Below are 19,180 nucleotides of genomic sequence, written 5' to 3'. Positions count from 1 at the left end.
CCGAACGTGGTCTGTACGAGATAAGAAGCAATTCCCGCGAAGTGCGATGCGCGACGCACGGAAAACATCTTCCACTAGCGGTTCTGCATCCTCATGAAGTACGACGCTGTGCCAGTACAGCAGGAGACCAAGATACAAGTGAAGCTGATGGTACAGCCGGATGACGGCATCGAGCCCCTGTTGAACGCGCTGCGCAGCGCGAAGACGAGCATTCTGATTCTGATCTTTCGGTATGACCGTAGCGAGATCGAACGGGCTCTCGTAGAAGCCGTGCAGCGCGGCGTTACGGTGCAGGCGCTGATCGCGTTTACCAATCGCGGCGAAGAGAAGAACCTTCGCAAGCTGGAGATGCGTCTGCTGGAGCGCGGCATTACCGTGACGCGTACGGCGGACGACCTGGTGCGTTACCACGGCAAGATGTTCATCATCGACCGCAAGGAACTGTTCCTGCTGGCGTTCAACTACACGCACCTGGACATTACGCTGAGCCGGTCGTTTGGCGCTCGGATTACGACACCCGCGATCGTGGCGGAGGCGGTGAAGCTGTTCGAGTGCGACTCGCACCGGACGCCGTTTGTGTCGAGCGTGCATGAGCTGGTCGTCAGCCCGATTAACGCGCGCAAGGAGCTGACGGAGTTCATCAAGGGCGCCAAGAAGCAGCTGCTGCTGTACGAGATGAAGATCAGCGATCCAGACTTTGTGAAGTTGCTGCGGGAGAAGGTCGCGGATGGCGTGGATGTGCGGATCATCGGTCGCGCTTCACCCCGGGCGAATATTCTGCCGCTGCGGACGATGGGGATGCGTCTGCACGTGCGCGCGATCCTTCGTGATGGGAAGGCCGCATTTCTGGGCAGCCAGAGTCTGCGTAAGCTCGAGCTGGAGGCGCGCCGAGAGATTGGCGTGATCTTCCAGGATGCAGCGGCGGTGAAGAAGATGATCAACATCTTCGAAGGCGACTGGCAGGGGGCTCAGCCGGCGGTGCAGGACTCCATGGAAACGGCGATGGATATCCCGGTGCGGCGTGTGGCGAAGATCGTTGCGAAGCACATCAACGTGAAGCCGGTGGTGGAGCAGGTGCTGGAGCGCGTCTTCGAGCGCCGCACGAGTGACGTGGCGTTTGAACCGGGTGAGGTCGCACAGACAGTGCGTGATGCCTTCCGCGAAGAGATCCACGATGCCGTGTTGCTGGCGCTACGGGACATGGCGGCGCAGGCCGCGCAGCTGCAGGTGCAGCGAAAAGATTAGTTCGTGAGGAAGGTTTGCAATAGAGAAGGGCATGGCTTGCGCCATGCCCTTTCTGATGTCGATGTGACTCGGTTAGCGAGTCGGCTGGCCGGTGGGACGTGGCGAGCTGTCGTGCGTACGCGGTGAGCTGTCATGCGTGTGTGGGGAGCGATCATGCTCCTGTGCGAATGCGGCTATTGGAAGCGTCAGTGCAAGCAAAAGTGCAGCGTTACGAAGAACCATAAGTGTCACCCTGTTGGGACAGTCGTCGAGCGGTCGCGACTGGTGCCCACGGCTTTAGGGAAGAGCTTCGCGCCGGCTCCGTTCATCGCCCGGCGTGTTTGGCCTTGTGCCATGTTCAGTGCGGATCGCAGGTTCTCGAGTGACCCGCATTTCCTTGCCGAACACCTAACTAGACGCGCTTTGGTGGCGCGCGGATTCAGGAATTGCGTCGCGTGTTGCTTGTGTTGAGGCGCAAGAATGCGACATTCTTCTGACCCGAAGGTGGTGGTTGGATTCTGGCTCATTGCTTCGCAAAAGGCAGGGCCCACGCCTCAGGATTGAGACGTGGGCCTTGTTGGTTCGAAACGAAGCTTAGTCCATGGAGCGCGCGCGCTCGAAGGGTTTCTGCAGAAGTGCACGCGCTTCGTTGATGGCGCCCTGTGTGTTGTCGTTGGTCTGCACGGCGAGTCGGTATTCCTGCACGGCACGATCGCGCTGGCCGGTCAGGTCGAAGATCTTGCCGAGGCCGATGTGGCTCCAGACCTGCGTCCAGCGCGGTTCGCCGTCGCCTCGCAGCGAGTCGCGGTAGCTGTTGGCGGACGACTGGTAGTTACGTTGCGTAAAGAAGATCTCTGCGATGCGGTAGTTTGCGAGCGCTGAGTTCTTGTTGCTGTCGAGCGCCTTCTGGTACTCGGCCAGTGCACCGATGAGGTCGCCCTGGGCTACGAGTTGCTGACCCTTGAGGACGGCGACGCGGACGGCGAGATCCGGCGTGCTTTTGAGCACCCAGTTGTCGGGATCGATGACGATGCGGCGGGGACGGCCGAAGGTCTCGATGGTGTACGCGGAGTCCGTACCGGTCACGTCGATCTTGCGGGTTTCGGTCTTACCGTCGGTCTCGATGCGCAGGTCGATGGGCATGCGGAAGAGGTCGAGGTCCTGCGAGACAGAGCCGATGGTGCGGAAGCCTTTGTTGGACCCGAGACGGTAGATGGTGAACTTGTCCTGGAAGGACGGTGCGCCGGTGCCATCGATCCACTGCGCGAAGAAGGGTCTCAGGTTGACGCCTTCGCCGCCCTGCGCCTTCGCGACCACTTCCAGATCAGCGGAGCGGACGGGCTTGTCGGTGTACTGCGAGAGCAGGCCCTTCAGGAAGGCGAGGAATTTGTCGTCGCCAAGCTGGTAACGGAGCATGTGGAAGACCATGGCACCCTTCTCAAGCGTCATGGACTGGAACTGTGGCGAGAATGGGTCGACGCGAGCGAGGGTCGAGAGCGGTGCCGTGTCGTAGGCGAGCGCGCCTGCTTCGATATCGGGGATGGCGTTCTGGAGCGCGGTCTTGCCGCCGGTCTCTTCCAGGTTCATCAGTTCGGAGTAGCGGGCCATGCCGTTCGTGATCCACGCGTCGTTCAGTGTGGCAGGCGAGATCTCAGAGCCCCACCACTGGCGGCTGATGGTGTTGGCCAGCAGGCGATGGCTGTTCTTGTCGCCGATGCGATTGCCCGCAATGGCGGCAATCTCTGGTCCCCAGGATGCGGAGACGCTGTCGTCGGGCAGTTCGACGATCTGCAGCTTGCCGCTCTCGGGCTGGCCGAAGGTGTTGGTGAAGTACTCCTGCTGCTGCGCGGCTACGCCGGCGTAATCAGCAGCCGCGGCCTTGTGCGGCTCGGTGACGTAGATGGAGATCTGATTCGAGCCTGCGACCTTGCCTGCCGGTAGGAACTTGCCTGCGATCAGGGTTCCGGGGAAGCCGGGTTTGGACCATGCGAAGTCGAACTCGGTCTTGTTGCCAGCGACCGATTTCTTACCCGTGAAACCGCTGCTCACGGCGATCTCATCGCTGGGGACGGTGGCGTGCAGGTTCATCGTAAAGCGGTTGGTGTACAGGCCGACCATGGGGAACCAGCGGCCCGGGTAGAGCAGCATGGAGATGGGCGTGGCGAGCGCAGCGGTCTTGATGCCCTCAACCGGGCTTGTATCTGCTTCTTTCAGGATGCCGGCGTAAGTGAATGTAAAGGTGGAGGTTGTTCCGGTTGGGATAGCGACGGGAAGCGACACCGTAACGGTCGAGCGTCTGGCGTCACGGTCGCTGTCGAGCGGCTTGCCGTCCGGCCCGGTGATCTTGGTGATGCGGAGGCCGTTGTTCAGTTCGAAGGTGGCCGACATGAGGTCCTGAACCGCTGTGAAGGTGACGGCGGCGGTCGCTGTCAGGCGCTGAGCGACGGGATCAAGCTGTGCGTCGATGGTGTAGCCGGTCACCTGCAGCGGCTGGCGCGTGCCGCTGGTCTGGGCGGCGGCGGAGATAGAGAGAGCGGCGGCGCTGGTGGCGACTACAAACTTGCGGATCGCAAACATGCTGGCGAGGGTCCTTCATTCGAGCTGAGGCAAGGGTAGCCCAATTATGGGCTGTCCTTTATTTAGACGCAGATGCAGGCGCGGCGGATGAGGTGGTCAGGGGCGGCGGTTCAAGAGCTTCCAGTACGGCGTCGCGCAGGCTTTCGATGCCGGTGCGGTGGTTGGGGGATTGGAGCTTGTGACGGACTTCAGCGAGGGCTGCGATCTGAGCCGCACGCTCGGGTGAATCTTCGAGGAGGGGTCTCAGGGCCGCGGCGGCGGCTTCTCCGGTGAAGTGTTCCTGGAGGAGCTCGGGGACGATCCGCCTGCCGGCGACGAGGTTCACCATGCCGATGGGAAGATTGCCGTGCGCGTCCTCCTCCGCCGGAATTTCGACGGGGTATCGGACCAGGCGCTTCGCTGCCTTAAACGTAAGGTCCGAGACTCGATAGACGAGGAGGAACGGGATGCCGATGACCGCTGCCTGCACTGTCGCCGTGCCGCTGGCTACGACGGCTGCGCGGCTGTGCAGCAAGGCGGCGCGGGCGTCGGACACCAGCTTGACTCTGGATGCCTGCGTGGCGGTCCTCATCGCATCGCGACGTGCGTCGCTGACGGTGGGTGCGACGGGGAGAAGGTACTGATAGTCCTGCTCGATGAGTGCGGTTGCGCGCACCATCTCTGGCAGGTTTGCGTCGATCTCACCGCCACGGCTGCCGGGCAGGAGAGCGACCCACTGCTTTGCAGGATCGAGGCTGTGATCCTTCGCGTATTGCTCGCGAGAGATCGTCGGGAGCGGCTGTTCCGCCAGCGGATGTCCGACGAATTCGGCCGTGACGCCGCGGTTGGCATAGAAGGTCTCTTCGAAGGGAAAGATGGTCAGCATCTTCCAGATGCGTTGCTGCACCCAGCGCAGACGACTACGCTTCCAGGCCCAGAGTTGCGGGCTGACGAACCAGATGACGGGTACACCGAGCCTCTTGAGGTGTTTGGCGAGACGGAAGTTGACATCGGGGAAGTCGATGAGCACGGCGACGTCTGGCCGGTTCCTCTTGATGGATTGGACGAGCCGGAGGTAGCTGCCGAGGATGCGCGGGATGTGTTGCAGTATCTCGGTGATGCCCATGACGGCGACGTCTTCTGCGCGGACGACTCGTTGCTGGCCTTCGGCTTCCATGGCGGCTCCGCCCAGTCCGATGAAACGGGCCTGTGGCAGGACGGCTTTTACGGCAGCGATGAGTTGTGCGCCGTAGTGGTCGCCGCTGGCCTCGCCGGCCGAGAGGAAGATGAGTGGGGTCTGCAGCACGTCCCGACAAGTGTATCCGTCGCGGTAGGTGGGCGATGTTGCTGCGGAGCTCGTTATGTCGGATACGCAGAATTGCGACACGGAACGCATTGTGCGAGGCTGCGAGAAACATCCGAAAAAGCCGTGGGTTGAAGTGGCTGTCTGCACGGACTGACTTCGTGCACGGGAGACACCATGAATCGCTTCGTGCAACTGACCTTCGCTGCAACTCTGCCTTTGATCGCTGCTGTTGCAAGCATCGCGCCGCCATCCGCTGCGGCCCAGTCGTTTTCGATTGGCATCGCCATTCACACTGCGCCGCCCGCGCTGCCGGTCTACGTGCAGCCGCCGTGCCCGACGCCGGGCTACCTGTGGACGCCGGGATACTGGGCCTATGGTCCTGCGGGCTACTACTGGGTGCCGGGCGTGTGGGTTGCGCCGCCGCAGGTTGGCTATTTGTGGACGCCGGGTTACTGGGGCTTTGCAAGCGGTGCGTATGGCTGGCATCCCGGCTACTGGGGACCGCATGTCGGCTTCTATGGCGGCGTGAACTATGGCTTTGGCTATACGGGCGTGGGCTTTGGCGGCGGTGTGTGGGCGGGGAATACCTTCCGTTACAACACGGCTGTGATGAATGTGAATACGACGGTCATTCACAACACGTACGTCGACCGCACGGTGATTGTGAACAACAACATCAACCGTGTGAGCTTCAATGGACCTGGTGGGATCGCGGCGCGGCCGACGCCGCAGCAGATGGCCTTTGCCCATGAGCAGCATGTGGGTGCCACGGTAAATCAGCAGATGCACCAGACGAACTTTGCGCAGGATCGCGGCTCGCTTGCCAGCGTGAATGGTGGTCGGCCGCAGACGCTTGCGATGAACCAGGTGAATGGCCGCCGCTTCGACCAGCAGGGCCGCATTGCGCAGGGTGTCGCTTCCGGGCAGATGACCGCCGGTGAGACGAGAAACGTTGAGGGGCGCGAGGCGAACCTGAACAACACCATTCGGAATGACCGTGCAGCGAACGGCGGGAGCCTGACGCCGCAGGAGCAGCAGAACATCAACCAGCGCCAGAACAACATCAGCAACTCGATCTACAACGACAAGCACAATGCTGCCGTACAGAACCAGGGCAATAGTCTGGTGGGTGACCGCGAGGCGAATCAGCAGCAGCGAATTGCCAACGGCATCAACAGCGGCCAGATGACGGCGAGCGAGGCGGCACGAGCGGAGAGCCGTCAGCAGAACATCAACCAGCAGGTGAGGGCGGATCGTATGGCAAACGGCGGCCGGCTAAACGGACCTGAGCGGCAGCAGGTGAATCGCGAACAGAACGTCGCCAGCCACCAGATCCAGCGCGAGAACCACAATGGTCGTGAGGGTGTCCGTCGCCGGTAACGATCCGTGGTCGACAGCAAGAAGAAGCGGAGGCCGATGGGGCCTCCGCTTCTGTGTTGAATCGATGTTGCGTTAGTCGCCGGGCTGCAGGCGGAGTGGTTCTGCCGGAATGGGGATGACGGTGTCTTCCTGATCCTTGTACTGCAGGCGGTAGAGGCGCCAGTAGAGGCCGCGCTCCACGAGCAGTTCGTTATGCGTGCCGCTCTCGCGGAGCTGGCCCTTGTGCATGACCAGGATGGTGTCTGCGCGCTGAATGGTGGAGAGGCGGTGTGCGATTACGACCGAGGTGCGGCCGGTGATCATGCGCTGCAGGGCAAGTCGCACGCGCAGTTCGGTATCGGTGTCGACGGAGCTGGTGGCTTCGTCGAGGATCAGGATCTCAGGCCGGTGCGCCAGAGCGCGTGCGAAGCTGATGAGCTGCTTCTGGCCGGTGGAGAGGGTCGCGCCGCGCTCCTGCATGGGCTGGTCGAAGCCCTGCGGCAGGGTGCGGATGAAGTCGCCGATGTTGACCTCGTCGGCGGCATGCTCGACCTCGGCGTCCGTGATCCATTCACTGCCCAGACGGATGTTGCTGCGGACGGTGCCGGTGAACAGAAAGGCATCCTGCAGAACGACACCGAATCGCCTGCGCAGGGTGTCGAGAGCTACTTCGCGGACGTCGACACCATCGATCAGGACTGCGCCGCGCGTGACGTCGTAGAAGCGCATCATCAGGGCCGTGATGGTCGTCTTGCCGGCACCGGTGTGTCCGACGATGGCAGCGGTCTCACCGCGCGCCACGCGGAACGAAACACCACGGAGGATCCACTCGATGTCGGTCGATGCGGCAAGCTCCGCGTCGGCCGCGGTTTCGACCCAGACGCGCTGGTCGTCGTTCAGCGTCTGGTAGGTGAACCAGACATCGCGGAACTCAATGGCGCACGGTGAGCCACTGTCTGGCGTGGCGGTGACGGTTGCCGGTGAGACGATTTCGGGCTCGGTATCGATCAGCTTGAAGACACGTTCGCTGGCGGCCATGGCAGCCTGCAGAATGTTGTACTTCTCGCTGAGGTCCATGATGGGCCGGAAGAAGCGCTGCGCGTACTGCATGAAGGCAAGCAGGACGCCGACCGTGACCGTGCGGCCGAAGAAGGTGCTGCCGTGGAGGACGCCTAGGCCACCCTTCCAGATGACCGTTGCGATGGCGATGCTGCTGAGCAATTCGACTGCAGGATAGTAGAGCGAGTAGGCCTGCACCTGGTCGACGAAGGCGTCGCGATGTTCTGCGTTGATGCTTTGGAAGTCCTTGTAGGCGCGCTCTTCGCGGTTGAAGAGTTGTACGACGCTCATGCCGCTGACGTGTTCCTGCGTGTAGGCGTTGATCTTCGCAATGGCGACGCGGATGCGACGGTAGCTGGCGCGTACGGCGATCCGAAAGAGCCGCGTGGCGTACATGATGAGCGGCAGTACGGAGAGCGTGAGCAGGGCCAGCGGCCAGCTCATCCAAAGCATGATGCCGACGATGAAGATCAGGACGAAGACGTCTTCGAAGATCGCGAGCACGCCGCTCGTGAACATTTCGTTCAGCGCGTCAATGTCGCTTGTGACGCGCGTAACCAGGCGGCCCACGGGATTCTTGTCGTAGAAGCCGACGTGCATGCGCTGCAGGTGGCGGAAGATCTGCGAGCGCATGTCGAACATGATGCGCTGGCCGGTCCACTGCATCAGGTAGGTCTGCAGGAACTCGAGACCGTAGCTCATCAGCAGCGCGCACATGTAGAGTAGCGCGCACTGGGTGATACCCGTGAGCGGCACTGTGCTGAGATGGCGCTGGAGAAATGGCGGTACAAACGTCGTGGAGCGGCCCGTCATGTAGCGATCGGTCGCAACGAGGATCAGGTAAGGGCCCGCGACGTCCGCGGCGGCCTTGAGCAGGATGGCGGCGAAGCTGAGGACGGCATGGCCCGTGTAGGGACGCATGTAGGTCAGCAGCCGGCGCATCAGCCGGCTGTCATAGGCCTTTCCCAGTACCTCTTCGTCGCCGCCGGACTTCGCTGCGGGCTTGGGCTTTTCTTTGGTGCGTTTCGCCATGAGTCTGTCCCATTGTAGATGTGGGCCGGGGCCGCTCCGGTGCAGCTTTCGTATGGGGCGGCCAGCACCAACGTGGGAAAATGGAGCCATGGGCACGGTCGACAACACGCTGGGACTGTACCTTTCGGTGCCGTTCTGCAAAGCCAAGTGCACCTTCTGCAACTTCGCCTCAGACGCTTACCCGCCCGCGCGCATGGCCGCTTACGTGGATCGGGTCATTGCAGAGATTGGCGCCGCGCGCGATTTCGCGTCACCGCATGGACTTGCGGTCCCATCCGCGGTGGATTCGATCTTCCTTGGCGGGGGTACGCCTTCGTTGCTGGAGCCACAGCAGATGACGGCGCTCTTTGGTGCGCTTCGTGACCAGTTTCAAGTGTTTCAGGACGCCGAGATCACCGTAGAGGCCGCTCCGGGTCAGATCTCCGATGCGCTGTTGGACTCGCTGCTAAAGAGTGGTGTGAACCGCATCTCGCTGGGGGTGCAGAGCTTCGTCGATGCGGAGTCGCGGGCTGTTGGGCGCTCGCATACGGGTGCTTCGTGCCTGGCAGAGCTGGAACGCCTGCGTGCTGCGGGCGTTCGGGATCTCAACGTGGATCTGATCGCCGGGCTGCCGCACCAGACGGTCGCGAGCTGGAGTGAGTCGTTGCAGCAGGCCATCGAGAGTAGCGTCGATCACGTTTCTGTCTACATGCTCGAGGTCGATGAGGATTCGCGGCTTGGGCGTGAGCTGATCGGACCGGGTGTCCGTTACGGCGCCAATGCGACGCCTGCTGACTCACTGGTTGCGGATCTTTATTCGCAGGCTTGTGAAGCGTTGAACGGCGCAGGGCTGACGCAGTACGAGATCTCGAACTTTGCGCGAGCCGGCCATACGTCGCGGCACAATCTGAAGTACTGGACACGGGCACCCTACCTCGGTTTCGGACTCGATGCGCACTCCATGCTGTTGGACGCCGAGACCGGTGGGGCTGTGCGCTTCGCGAACGCCGACGACCTGGACGGTTACATGGACGCCGCCGAGGCCGTGGAGGTGGAGCGGGTGGATGCACTTGAAGCCTGGGAGGAGAGTATCTTCCTTGGGCTGCGTTTGAGCGAGGGCGTGTCGATCGACGCGTTGCGGCGGGATTACCCTGCTGCGTGGGTGGATGCCTTTGTTGAGAGGTCCCGTGAGCTTGCTATCGCGGGCTTCATGTCTGTAGACCGCGAATCCGTCCGATTGACTCAGAACGGACGCATCCTCTCATCCAGTGTTTTTGGAGAATTGCTCGCTATCCCAGCAGCTTAGAATCATGTCATCGCGGATGACCGCCATTTGATCGAGTTCGGACGGAATGCCAATCAGCTCTCACATACCTTCCGTCACACCTATGCGGCAGGACTGACACAAAGCGACGTTGAGCAGGAGATCACGAAGCATCTGCAGCTCTTGCAGGACCGACTCATGGCCGGACCCTATACGGGAGAAGTTCATGTGAGAGGAGTGCACCTTGAGTTTCGAGCCTTTAGATTCGACGACGGCAACATCCACGTGGGACGCATCACCGTACGTTAGCCCGGGTGCGCGAGCCCTCACTCCACGCGAATCAGCGCTGATCACAGCGATGCTCGAAATGCTGCCGGACGGCGCATCGCTGCGGGATCATTTGGCTGACGCTCGTGTCGAGTTCATGAAGGACGGCGGCATGGGTAGCCTTCGTTTTACGGGGCTCGGGCCTCGGAAGATGGATCACGAATTGATCGCCGTGCGTGCAAGGGACGAAGACGGCATGGGGCTCGAGATTTCGCTTAACGTCGATCAGGATGGCGACCTGTTCGAGTTGGATATTTGGCGAGTTGATTTCAAGCCTTTGCTGCGCTTGCCGGAACCTGGAGAACTGAAACGTGCCTGAGAACATCATCGACCTTCGCAGCGACACCGTAACAAAACCCACGCCCGAGATGCGTTCTGCCATGGCCAACGCTGAGGTGGGGGATGACGTCTACAGCGAGGACCCGACGATCAACAAGCTGGAGGCGCGCGCTGCTGAGCTCTTTGGCCGTGAGGCTTCTATCTTTGTGCCGACCGGATCGATGGGCAATCAGATCGCACTGCGTCTGCACACGCAGCCCGGGAGGGAAGTTGTCTGCGAGTCGCGGGCGCATGTGATGGACTGGGAGATGGGCATGGCCGCAATGTTCAGCGGCTGCCAGTTGCGTACGGTCGCCGGGCAGCGCGGTGTTCTGCGCTGGAAGGATATCGAGCCGGCTCTGGCGACATCCGGTCTTTACTACAAGGCACAGACCGGCCTGGTCTGGGTAGAGAACACGCACAACATGGCAGGCGGCACGGTGACGCCGCTGGCCGTCATGCGCGAGTTGCGGAATGGCGCGCACAGCCGCGGCTTGCCCATTCACCTGGATGGTGCGCGAGTGTTTAACGCCGCGACCGCTCTGAAGACCGACGTTGCCACGCTGACGGAGGGCTATGACTCGGTGAACTTTTGCCTGTCGAAGGGCCTGTGCGCGCCGGTGGGATCGCTCCTGGTTGGCACTGCGGAATTCATCCGGGAAGCCCGCATGGTCCGCAAGGCGCTGGGTGGTGGCATGCGGCAGGCGGGCATTCTGGCCGCGGCGGGCTTGATCGCGCTGGAAGAGATGCCGAAGCGTCTGCACGAGGATCACGCCACGGCGAGGCTGCTGGCAGAGGCCTTGGCGAAGATCGAAGGCATCACGATTGATCCAGCAGATGTTGAGACGAACATCGTGATCTTCACCACTGCCTTTGACGCGCCTGCATATGTCGCAGCGCTCAAGCAAAACGGCGTACTTGCCAGTGCCCTGAGCGCCCACAGCGTGCGCCTGGTGACGCATCGCGATGTGGATCAAACCGCCTGCCTGCGTGCATCGGCGATCCTGGCAAATGTTGCGATAGAGGCACATACAGCGGCCTAATGCGTCCGGTGGCGCGTAGACTGGAGGTTCACACTCCATTGACAGACTGCGCTTCGGCGCACTGTTCGACATTCACGCCAACTGCATTGGAATGCAATGGGAAGCGCGGTGAGATTCCGCCACTGCCCCGCAACTGTAATCGCGCTCCTCCGATGCATTGAGGAGACGCGGAGCTTCGAGGCGCCGGTCGTCACTGCGAACAGCGGGAAGGCGAGGTGCGTGGCATTACCGAGGCCCTGCGCAAGCGCGTAAGTCAGGAGACCGATTCCGGTGCTGACAGCAAACCACGCCCCGAGGGGGAGCGTAGGAGATTCAAATGTATTGCATCCCCAGGCGACGCGCGCGCACATGCGTGTGGCTCGCCGCAGTCTTGTCCACCACTACACTTACGGCACACGCCGTCATCATTCGCGGCAGCGTGCGCGATCCGCTGGGCCGGGCCATTCCATCGGCACGCGTGCAGTTAATCAAGGGCACGCAGGTTGTGGCATCGACCGTCACACTGCCGGATGGTTCGTACGAAATTCGCTCTACGGAAGACGGACGCTTCTTGCTGCTGGCAAACGCACAGGCCTTTGCCGTGCAGGTCAGCGAGCCTTTCTATGGCCGGTCGCTGGACGTGGTCTCACGCGATCTGCAAATGACGATCAATCCCGTCCGCAGTGAAGTCACGGTGACGGCCACGGGCGTACCCACGGCGATCGCGCAGACGAGCGGTAGCGTCACGATTATTCCGATGCAGGACCTGAGCACGCGTGTCGACGTGACGCAGGAACTGCGTCTGCAGCCAGGCGTATCGATGGTACAGACCGGCCAGTACGGTGGTGCGACGTCGCTGTTTGTGCGTGGCGGCAACTCGGACGCGAACAAGGTCCTGATCGACGATGTACCCGCGAACGACGTGGGCGGTGTCTTTGACTTTGGCACCGTATCTTCCACGGCAGTGCGCGCGTTGGAGTCACATCGCGGACCGGATAGCGTGCTCTACGGTACGGATGCGCGCGCGGGTGTGGTGCGCTTTGAAACACCGCACGGCACGGCGATTCGGCCGGTGCTTACTTACTCTGGTGACGCGGGAAACTTACACACCTGGCGCAATGAAGCGACGCTCTCCGGTACGTACGGCAAGGCGGATTACTACACGGCCTTCTCGCGCTTCGATACCTCCAACGCGCTGGCCAATGACCGCTATCATTCCGCGACGTCTGCTGCGAACCTGGGCTATAGCTTCACGGGCACTACCAGCATCCGCGGCACAGTTCGCAATGGTGTGTCTGCAACGGGACTGCCGGGCCCCTATGACTTCCAGGGCCTGACGCAGGTGGGTAAGCAGGGCGATCAGAACACGTACATGTCCGGCGTCATCGACGACACGCGTCGAAGCGGCTGGCATAACAGCTTCCGCTACATTGGCGCACGCAAGCGCGAGCAGTCGCAGCAGTTTGCCAGCAACGGCACACCGGATGGCTTCGGCACTTACTACGGCAAGGTTGTGACGATTCGCGGCGCGAATGGCACGTCTGCAACGGGCAGCGCCGTCGTTGGTTACGATCCGTTCCCAACGCGCTATGAACTGGTCTCGAACCGCGATGGACTTGACTACCGGACGGACTACAAGGTCAACGAACACCTTACGGTCATTGGTGGTTTCCGCTTTCAGGATGAGCGTGGCTCGTATCGGTATCCGCTGTTCGGCACCAATCAGCAGGTTGGCCGCAGCAACTACGATTACACGTTGCAGATGCAGGGAAGCGTGGGTCACCGAGTCTTCTATACACTGGGCGGTGCGATCCAGCGCAACTCGCTGTATGGCACTGAGGGCCAGCCGCAGCTTGGGCTTGCTTACTATGCCATTCAGCCTGGTACCGGCTGGTTCCATGGCACGCGTCTGCGTGTGAACTTTGCCAAGGGCGTGCAGGAGCCGAACCTGTCGACGCAGCTCTCATCGCTGTATGCCGCGCTGCAAGGCATCAACGATACGGCGGATATTGCAAAGTTCCGTGTCAGTCCCATTGGCGCACAGCGCAGCCGTACTTACGAAGGTGGCGTAAGTCAGAACATCTATAGCGACCGTGCGATTCTGCACCTCACTTACTTTCACAGTACGTACGGCCGCGGCATCGAGTATGTGTCGACGTCGCTGTACAACCAGTACTTCAACCAGACGCTGCCGCAGGCGCTGTATGGCTTTTATCTGAACTCTCTGTCGACACAGGGGCAGGGCATCGAAGCGGAGCTGCAGTACCAGATGACGCATCGCCTGTTTGTTCGTGCAGGCTACACGTACCTGGATGCTTCGGTGAAGCAGTCCTTCTCAACCGATGCGTTGCAGGCGCTTGGTGGTGCGGCGACCGTAAACCCCAAGTATGCGGGCGTTGCCATCGGTGTCAGTTCGCCGCTGGTGGGTCAGCGTCCGTTCCGGCGCGCGCCGAACACGGGCTTCTTCGTCGTGCAGTACACGGGCAACAAGTTTGGTGCTGCGCTGAAGGGGGCTATGTCCTCGCGGTCGGATGATTCGACGTTTATCGATGCGTTCTCTAGCTCTACCTTCGATAACTCGATGCTGCTGCCGAACCGTAACCTGGCCTATGGCTTTACGAAGCTGGACGCCAGCGTCACCTACCAGTGGCGGCCGTCGATCGGTGTGTTTACGCAGGCTGAGAATCTGCTGAACAACCAGCACATTGGCGCGTTTGGCTATCCAGGCCTTCCGCTGACGGTGCGTGTTGGCCTGAAGGTTCGCTTTCCAGCGGAATAATCCAGTGCTGCCCGGAGAGCCGAAGTAGGCTTACCGGGCAGCATGCCGTATTGGCGTGTAGAAATATCGATCCAAAATTCATGGACGGCGTCTTATCTAGAGAGCCATGTCAGCGGCTTTCAAGGAGTTCGCTATGTTCCGTTCCATGGCAATCACTGCAGGTCTAGTCTGCTGCACCACACTCAGCATGAACGCGCAGCGTTCGGATGCATACACGGAAGGCCCAAAGCCTGTCAGCATCATCGTGCGTGCGGAGAGCAAGGGCGGCGCGCCCACGTTGCAGCCTTCCGATCTCAAGCTGGAGTTCAACGGCAAGACAGTGCCTGTCAGCTCTCTGCAAGCGCTTAGCGTTGGGAACAAGCCCGGTGTGCGCACCGAGGTCGCGCTGCTGATCGACGACGGCCTGCGCTCGAACTTTGGCATCCAGCTTCATGAAGTGGAATCGTTTGTGAAGAACACCGTTTCGCCCACCACCGCGGTCGGCGTTGGCTATATGCGCAATGGTGGCGTTAATTTTCCCCAGGGCTTCAGCACGGAGGCTGAGCAGGAGCTCAAGGCCATCCGTCTCCCCATCTCCATGGCAGGCGTCGACGGCAGCCCATACTTCTGCCTCCAGGATCTGGTGAAGAAGTGGCCCGTACATCCGGGCGTCGCGCGAGTGGTCCTAATGATCACCAGCGGCATCGATCGCTACAACGGATCGGTGAGCCCAATGAATCAGGACAGCCCCTACGTCGCGCAGGCCATTACGGACGCCCAGCGTGCCGGCGTGCCCGTTTATTCGATCTATTACGGCCGTCGCGAGGTGAATGGCAATCTCGCCAGCTTCAGCGGGCAGAGCTATCTGAGCCAGACTGCCGAAGGCACAGGTGGCGAATCACTCAACGGCGGCACTATCAACCCGGTCTCGCTTGAGCCATACTTCCGAAAGTTCGACTCTGAGCTGCGTGAGAGCTATCTGGTTACCTTTCAAACCGGCTCCACCAAACTGCAGCGCGTAAAGGTCAGCTCCAACACCAAGGGCGTCAAGCTACGCGCACAGCAACTGGCAGGCGCAGCCGGCGCCAGATAGGCCTCAAAAGCATAGTTGCAAATGGCAACGCGATTCGTCGCGTTGCCATTTTGTTTGTAGCTTCACTAGTTCTGATAATCCTTACGGATCAGATTCACCGAGACGCGGCTGCGCCATGGACGGCTTTTGCGGTTAGAGTCGATCGACTTATGTGCGATATCAGGCACATAAGTCACACAAAGTGCGGCAGTTGTGTCTTTCTGACGCTGCCGTGTTGCTGCGGGTGAAAATGACGTGCGGAAAGTGCTGCTTGCGGCGCTCGGCGGGTGGCTCACAGTCGCGGTTGTGCCATCACAACTAGAGAATCAGTAACGCCACCACGACAGAGGCCACCATGAGTACTCCGCAGAATCCGCCGAACTATACCTTTCCCATGGCACAGCAGGACGGCAATCGCTACTTTGTTCCGGCCGATAAGACCGACGATGGGGAGATCATCGGCCGGTCCGTGCAGATCATCCGTCAGGACGCTCAGACTCTCTTCGCCATGTGGAGCGATATCGTTTCTATTCCCCTGTGGCAGGAGTATGTCGTTTCTGTAAATCCTGTAAGTGAGCGTGTAAGTCATTGGGTTATGGGTGATCCGGATGATGCCGACGGCAAGCGCGTTGAGTTTGATTCGGAAGTAACAGAGCTCGTCCCGGGTAAGAAGATTGCCTGGCGCTCCATCACCGACGATGTAAAGCAGAGTGGTGTTGTCACCTTTGAAGAGACAGCGCGGGGCACACGCGTCACGCTGGTGCAGGTGGGTAAGGTACCCGCTGGCGCCCTCGGCAATGCGATCGCCGCGACAGCCAAGCGCAGCCCGCGACAGATTGTGACGGAAGATCTGCGTCACTTCAAGCAGTTCGCAGAGACGGGCGAGATTCCTACCGTGAAGGGCCAGCCGCATGGCGATCGCGGCATAAGCGGAACCATCAAGAAGTGGATGTACGGCGAGAACAACCCCACGCCGCCGGGCAGCAGCCAGCAGTAGTCTGCATCGCCCTGGATCTGCGTAAGTCAACCATTTCGAAACACTCGCGACAAGTTAGAAGGAGTACGCAATGAAGGCAGTCTGCTGGATGGGCAAAGAGTCCATGGAGGTCCAGAATGTTCCGGACCCAAAGATCATTAACCCCAAGGACGCAATCATCCGCGTCACGCGTACCGCAATCTGCGGTAGCGATCTGCATCTGTACGGTGGCTTCATCCCGTCGATGGAATCCGGAGACATCCTGGGCCATGAGTTCATGGGCATCGTCGAAGAGGTCGGCAGTGAAGTGAAGAAGTTGAAGCGTGGCGATCGCGTCGTGGTGCCATTCACCATCGCATGCGGTAGCTGCTTCTTCTGCGCAAGCGATCTATGGAGCGTCTGCGATAACACCAACCCCAACGCCCAGGTTGCCGAAACGATGTATGGCTACTCGGGATCAGGTCTCTTCGGCTTCTCGCATCTGTACGGCGGTTACGCCGGGGGACAGGCGCAGTACGCACGCATCCCGTTCGCGGATGTGGGACCCATCAAGATCGAGAGCGACATCCCGGACGAGAAGGTACTCTTCCTTTCGGATATTTTCCCAACCGGCTACCAGGCTGCTGTGAATGCAAACATCAAGCCCGGCGACACGGTCGCTGTTTGGGGTTGCGGTCCCGTGGGGCTCTTCGCCATCGCCAGCGCGTACATGCTGGGCGCAGAGAAGGTCATCGCCATCGATCGCTTCCCAGAGCGTCTCCGCCTCGCAGAGGGTTACTGCGGAGCAACCATCATGGACTACACCGATGAAGGTCTCAGCATCCAGGAAGCGCTGCGGGATATCACTGGCGGCATGGGACCGGACTCCTGTATCGACGCTGTCGGTATGGAAGCACACGCTGCCACGACGGCCGGTCTGTATGACAGTGTGAAGCAGACGTTGATGCTTGAGACGGATCGTCCCATCGTTCTGCGCGAAGCTATTCAGGCCGTGCGCAAGGGCGGAACTATCTCCATCCCTGGCGTCTATGGTGGCGTCCTCGATAAGGTGAACTTTGGTGCAGCGTTCGGCAAGGGTGTCCACATGAACATGGGTCAGACCCACATGCAGGCGCATCTCGCACCGCTACTTGAGCGCATCGAAGCAGGCCAGATCGACCCAAGCTTTATGATCTCGCACCGCATCGGTATCGAGCAGGCACCGGAGATGTACGGCAAGTGGCAGAAGAAGGAAGACCAAGTCACCAAGATCGTGATCGATCCTTGGGCTGACACACTGAACGAAGCTACGCATGGCAAGGTGGTTGCTTAGTTCTTTACACAAAACAAAACAAAAAAGCCTCGAGAATCGTCGGGGCTTTTCTGCGTTTGCATCTCTTCATCTTGTCCAGCTTCAAGCGACATGCGTGCTTTGTAGCGTGAGTTAGTTACGAGGCATCTTGAGCTACAGCATCGCTACGTGCTTTGCTGCTTCATCGCGGTACCGCTGGCCCAGCCCTTGCTCGCTACGATCGCTGACGCTGCCTTGTCGTGTGAGAGCGGTTGGGAGGTGGAAGATCAATGATCGCAGTGATTGCTGGCGTCGGAGGAAAGCTCTTACCGGAAGATCGTAGTACGTCATAACGAAGTAAGAGATTGTCCCGGCGATCAAGAGCACCGAAGGAACGACGAGGGGCTGCAAGGAAGGAAGGCGAAGGAGGAGTGCCTTCACTGCAGGCAAATCAAAAAGAACCATGATGGGGGCATGGATGAGGTATAGAGGGAAGGAAATGTCCCCTAAGAAAGCGCAGACAGGCGCGAGTCTTTTCGATACGTGACAACGCGAGCCGAGATAAACGGTGGCAGGTAGAAGAGAGCTGATCGCGAGTAGCTGAAATAGCTTGGTGCGTAACACTGGATGCGGTGATTGCAGGATCAGCAGTAATGCGATGATGATGCCTAGGGAAGCGAAGATGCTGATCCGATCTGAGAAACTCTTGCGCGGATTCGCACGGGTGTAGCGAAGGATGAGCACTCCGGCGACAAAAGATAGACATACACGAGCGGTGCCGCCGATGAGATGGCCTGCGTTCAAACCCCATCCAACATCAGTGCCCTTGTATTGCGTTGTAAGCCCGATCATCAACGCGAGTGAGACGGCGTAAGTCGCAATGAGAGCCTTGTTGCTGGCGATTTTTTTACGAATGGCTGCAGCGAAGGCAATGTTGACCAGCAACTCGAAAAACATTGACCAGGCGGGGAAGTTCAGCGGGAACAGAAGGTGGCTCTTCCAAACGCCGAAGCCAGGAAGAATCAACGTCTGTAGACCGAAGAGAATCGAGAGGCGACCCACGTCCCCAATCGAAAGAGGGAATTTGACCATCACCAGCAGGAACGAGATGGTTCCCTCGAGCAGGCCAAAGAGATAGATCGGGTAGAGACGAATGAGGCGTGCGCGTAAGAACTGCTTGAAGGTGAGTGACAGCGCCAGGCGCCGTTCATAAGAGAAAGCAATCACAAACCCGGATAAGCAGAAAAAGAAGTCGACCCCAAGGGTTGTGTCGTGCCCAGCTCGCAAGTTGAGATAGGCGGGTGCGTGCAGATAAACGACTAGCACGGAAACAAGGCCGCGGAGCGCATCTAGCAAATGGAAACGGTGATGACCGCCGGGCGTTGGAAGCGGGTTGGATTCTTTCAAACGTAAACTCCCTAAAATGAACAGGAATCACGCTTTTCAGTCGTGACTCCCCACCGAGCATTACCACCCTCTTTGGGTGGAGCCCTCACCTCACGGAGCAGCCAAGGCGGTAGCCCGAAAAATGGCAGCTGGGACCGGCAACCGTGCAGAGGATTTCGGGCACCGCCCTAAACTACAGTAAAAAATTCCTAGTACGGAAAATTATTCCTGGCGTTCAGCCTTGCCCCATAACTAATTCATTTTGTGAAAAA

The 19,180-nt window shown here is 60.0% G+C and carries 14 protein-coding genes and 1 riboswitch; of the genes, 10 read left to right on the top strand and 4 right to left on the bottom strand.

The window, feature by feature from the left end; all coding sequences use genetic code 11:
- Positions 1-147 precede the first annotated feature (147 nt).
- Entirely contained in the window at positions 148-1,245 is a 1,098-nt protein-coding gene (locus TERRO_RS11370) for a phospholipase D-like domain-containing protein (protein ID WP_245536287.1), read from the top strand.
- Between the two features lie 573 nt (positions 1,246-1,818).
- On the opposite strand, the gene TERRO_RS11365 is transcribed toward TERRO_RS11370, so the two are convergent.
- Both TERRO_RS11365 and lpxB read right to left on the bottom strand, forming a co-directional pair.
- Positions 1,819-3,801 carry a M1 family aminopeptidase gene (locus TERRO_RS11365; protein WP_014786142.1) on the bottom strand — a complete coding sequence of 661 codons (1,983 nt, stop codon included), beginning with the start codon at positions 3,799-3,801 and terminating at the stop codon, positions 1,819-1,821.
- A gap of 58 nt (positions 3,802-3,859) precedes the next feature.
- Positions 3,860-5,086, bottom strand: coding sequence for a lipid-A-disaccharide synthase (lpxB, locus tag TERRO_RS11360; protein ID WP_245536068.1), 1,227 nt, complete (start codon positions 5,084-5,086; stop codon positions 3,860-3,862).
- 174 nt (positions 5,087-5,260) lie between these two features.
- Here lpxB and TERRO_RS22070 point away from each other — a divergent pair, with 174 nt between their 5' ends.
- Entirely contained in the window at positions 5,261-6,466 is a 1,206-nt protein-coding gene (locus tag TERRO_RS22070; protein WP_014786140.1) for a YXWGXW repeat-containing protein, read from the top strand.
- A 72-nt stretch (positions 6,467-6,538) separates the two neighbouring features.
- Here TERRO_RS22070 and TERRO_RS11350 read toward each other — a convergent pair whose 3' ends face one another.
- On the bottom strand, positions 6,539-8,536 hold the full coding sequence (locus tag TERRO_RS11350; RefSeq protein WP_014786139.1) for an ABC transporter ATP-binding protein: 1,998 nt from the start codon (positions 8,534-8,536) through the stop codon (positions 6,539-6,541).
- 88 nt (positions 8,537-8,624) lie between these two features.
- Between TERRO_RS11350 and hemW the strand changes: the two genes are divergently transcribed.
- From hemW to TERRO_RS11315, 8 genes are all read left to right on the top strand, one after another.
- A complete protein-coding gene (gene hemW, locus TERRO_RS11345; protein ID WP_014786138.1) occupies positions 8,625-9,821 on the top strand; it encodes a radical SAM family heme chaperone HemW in 1,197 nt (398 codons plus the stop codon).
- 27 nt (positions 9,822-9,848) lie between these two features.
- Entirely contained in the window at positions 9,849-10,088 is a 240-nt protein-coding gene (locus TERRO_RS22065; RefSeq protein ID WP_014786137.1) for a hypothetical protein, read from the top strand.
- Positions 10,024-10,425, top strand: a complete 402-nt coding sequence (locus TERRO_RS11340) for a DUF6984 family protein (protein WP_425358491.1) — start codon at positions 10,024-10,026, stop codon at positions 10,423-10,425. The genes TERRO_RS22065 and TERRO_RS11340 overlap by 65 nt, the downstream gene beginning before the upstream one ends.
- Positions 10,418-11,467 (top strand): threonine aldolase family protein, encoded by a 1,050-nt coding sequence (locus tag TERRO_RS11335; protein WP_014786135.1) that lies wholly within the window; start codon positions 10,418-10,420, stop codon positions 11,465-11,467. The genes TERRO_RS11340 and TERRO_RS11335 overlap by 8 nt, the downstream gene beginning before the upstream one ends.
- 45 nt (positions 11,468-11,512) lie before the next feature.
- Positions 11,513-11,753, top strand: a riboswitch (cobalamin riboswitch).
- 30 nt (positions 11,754-11,783) lie between these two features.
- Positions 11,784-14,225 carry a TonB-dependent receptor gene (locus TERRO_RS11330; protein WP_014786134.1) on the top strand — a complete coding sequence of 814 codons (2,442 nt, stop codon included), beginning with the start codon at positions 11,784-11,786 and terminating at the stop codon, positions 14,223-14,225.
- Positions 14,226-14,358: 133 nt separating this feature from the next.
- Entirely contained in the window at positions 14,359-15,297 is a 939-nt protein-coding gene (locus tag TERRO_RS11325; protein ID WP_014786133.1) for a vWA domain-containing protein, read from the top strand.
- A 334-nt stretch (positions 15,298-15,631) separates the two neighbouring features.
- Entirely contained in the window at positions 15,632-16,273 is a 642-nt protein-coding gene (locus TERRO_RS11320) for an SRPBCC family protein (protein ID WP_014786132.1), read from the top strand.
- 70 nt (positions 16,274-16,343) lie between these two features.
- Positions 16,344-17,564, top strand: a complete 1,221-nt coding sequence (locus TERRO_RS11315; RefSeq protein WP_014786131.1) for a zinc-dependent alcohol dehydrogenase — start codon at positions 16,344-16,346, stop codon at positions 17,562-17,564.
- A gap of 132 nt (positions 17,565-17,696) precedes the next feature.
- Here the strand turns inward: TERRO_RS11315 and TERRO_RS11310 are convergent, their stop codons facing one another.
- On the bottom strand, positions 17,697-18,929 hold the full coding sequence (locus TERRO_RS11310; RefSeq protein ID WP_014786130.1) for an acyltransferase family protein: 1,233 nt from the start codon (positions 18,927-18,929) through the stop codon (positions 17,697-17,699).
- Between the last annotated feature and the right edge of the window lie 251 nt (positions 18,930-19,180).

Origin of the sequence: Terriglobus roseus DSM 18391 (genome assembly GCF_000265425.1) — a bacterium.
Lineage (GTDB): Bacteria > Acidobacteriota > Terriglobia > Terriglobales > Acidobacteriaceae > Terriglobus > Terriglobus roseus.
Note: the sequence above shows the minus strand (reverse complement) of the source record. Positions and strands in the feature narration are given on the sequence as shown.

Excerpts from the sequence above, each read along its gene's own strand:
- TERRO_RS11370 (WP_245536287.1), top strand. The coding sequence starts at position 148 with ATGGTACAGCCGGATGACGGCATCGAGCCCCTGTTGAACGCGCTGCGC.
- TERRO_RS11365 (WP_014786142.1), bottom strand. The coding sequence starts at position 3,801 with ATGTTTGCGATCCGCAAGTTTGTAGTCGCCACCAGCGCCGCCGCTCTC.
- TERRO_RS22070 (WP_014786140.1), top strand. The coding sequence starts at position 5,261 with ATGAATCGCTTCGTGCAACTGACCTTCGCTGCAACTCTGCCTTTGATC.
- TERRO_RS11350 (WP_014786139.1), bottom strand. The coding sequence starts at position 8,536 with ATGGCGAAACGCACCAAAGAAAAGCCCAAGCCCGCAGCGAAGTCCGGC.
- hemW (WP_014786138.1), top strand. The coding sequence starts at position 8,625 with ATGGGCACGGTCGACAACACGCTGGGACTGTACCTTTCGGTGCCGTTC.
- TERRO_RS11330 (WP_014786134.1), top strand. The coding sequence starts at position 11,784 with ATGTATTGCATCCCCAGGCGACGCGCGCGCACATGCGTGTGGCTCGCC.
- TERRO_RS11325 (WP_014786133.1), top strand. The coding sequence starts at position 14,359 with ATGTTCCGTTCCATGGCAATCACTGCAGGTCTAGTCTGCTGCACCACA.
- TERRO_RS11320 (WP_014786132.1), top strand. The coding sequence starts at position 15,632 with ATGAGTACTCCGCAGAATCCGCCGAACTATACCTTTCCCATGGCACAG.
- TERRO_RS11315 (WP_014786131.1), top strand. The coding sequence starts at position 16,344 with ATGAAGGCAGTCTGCTGGATGGGCAAAGAGTCCATGGAGGTCCAGAAT.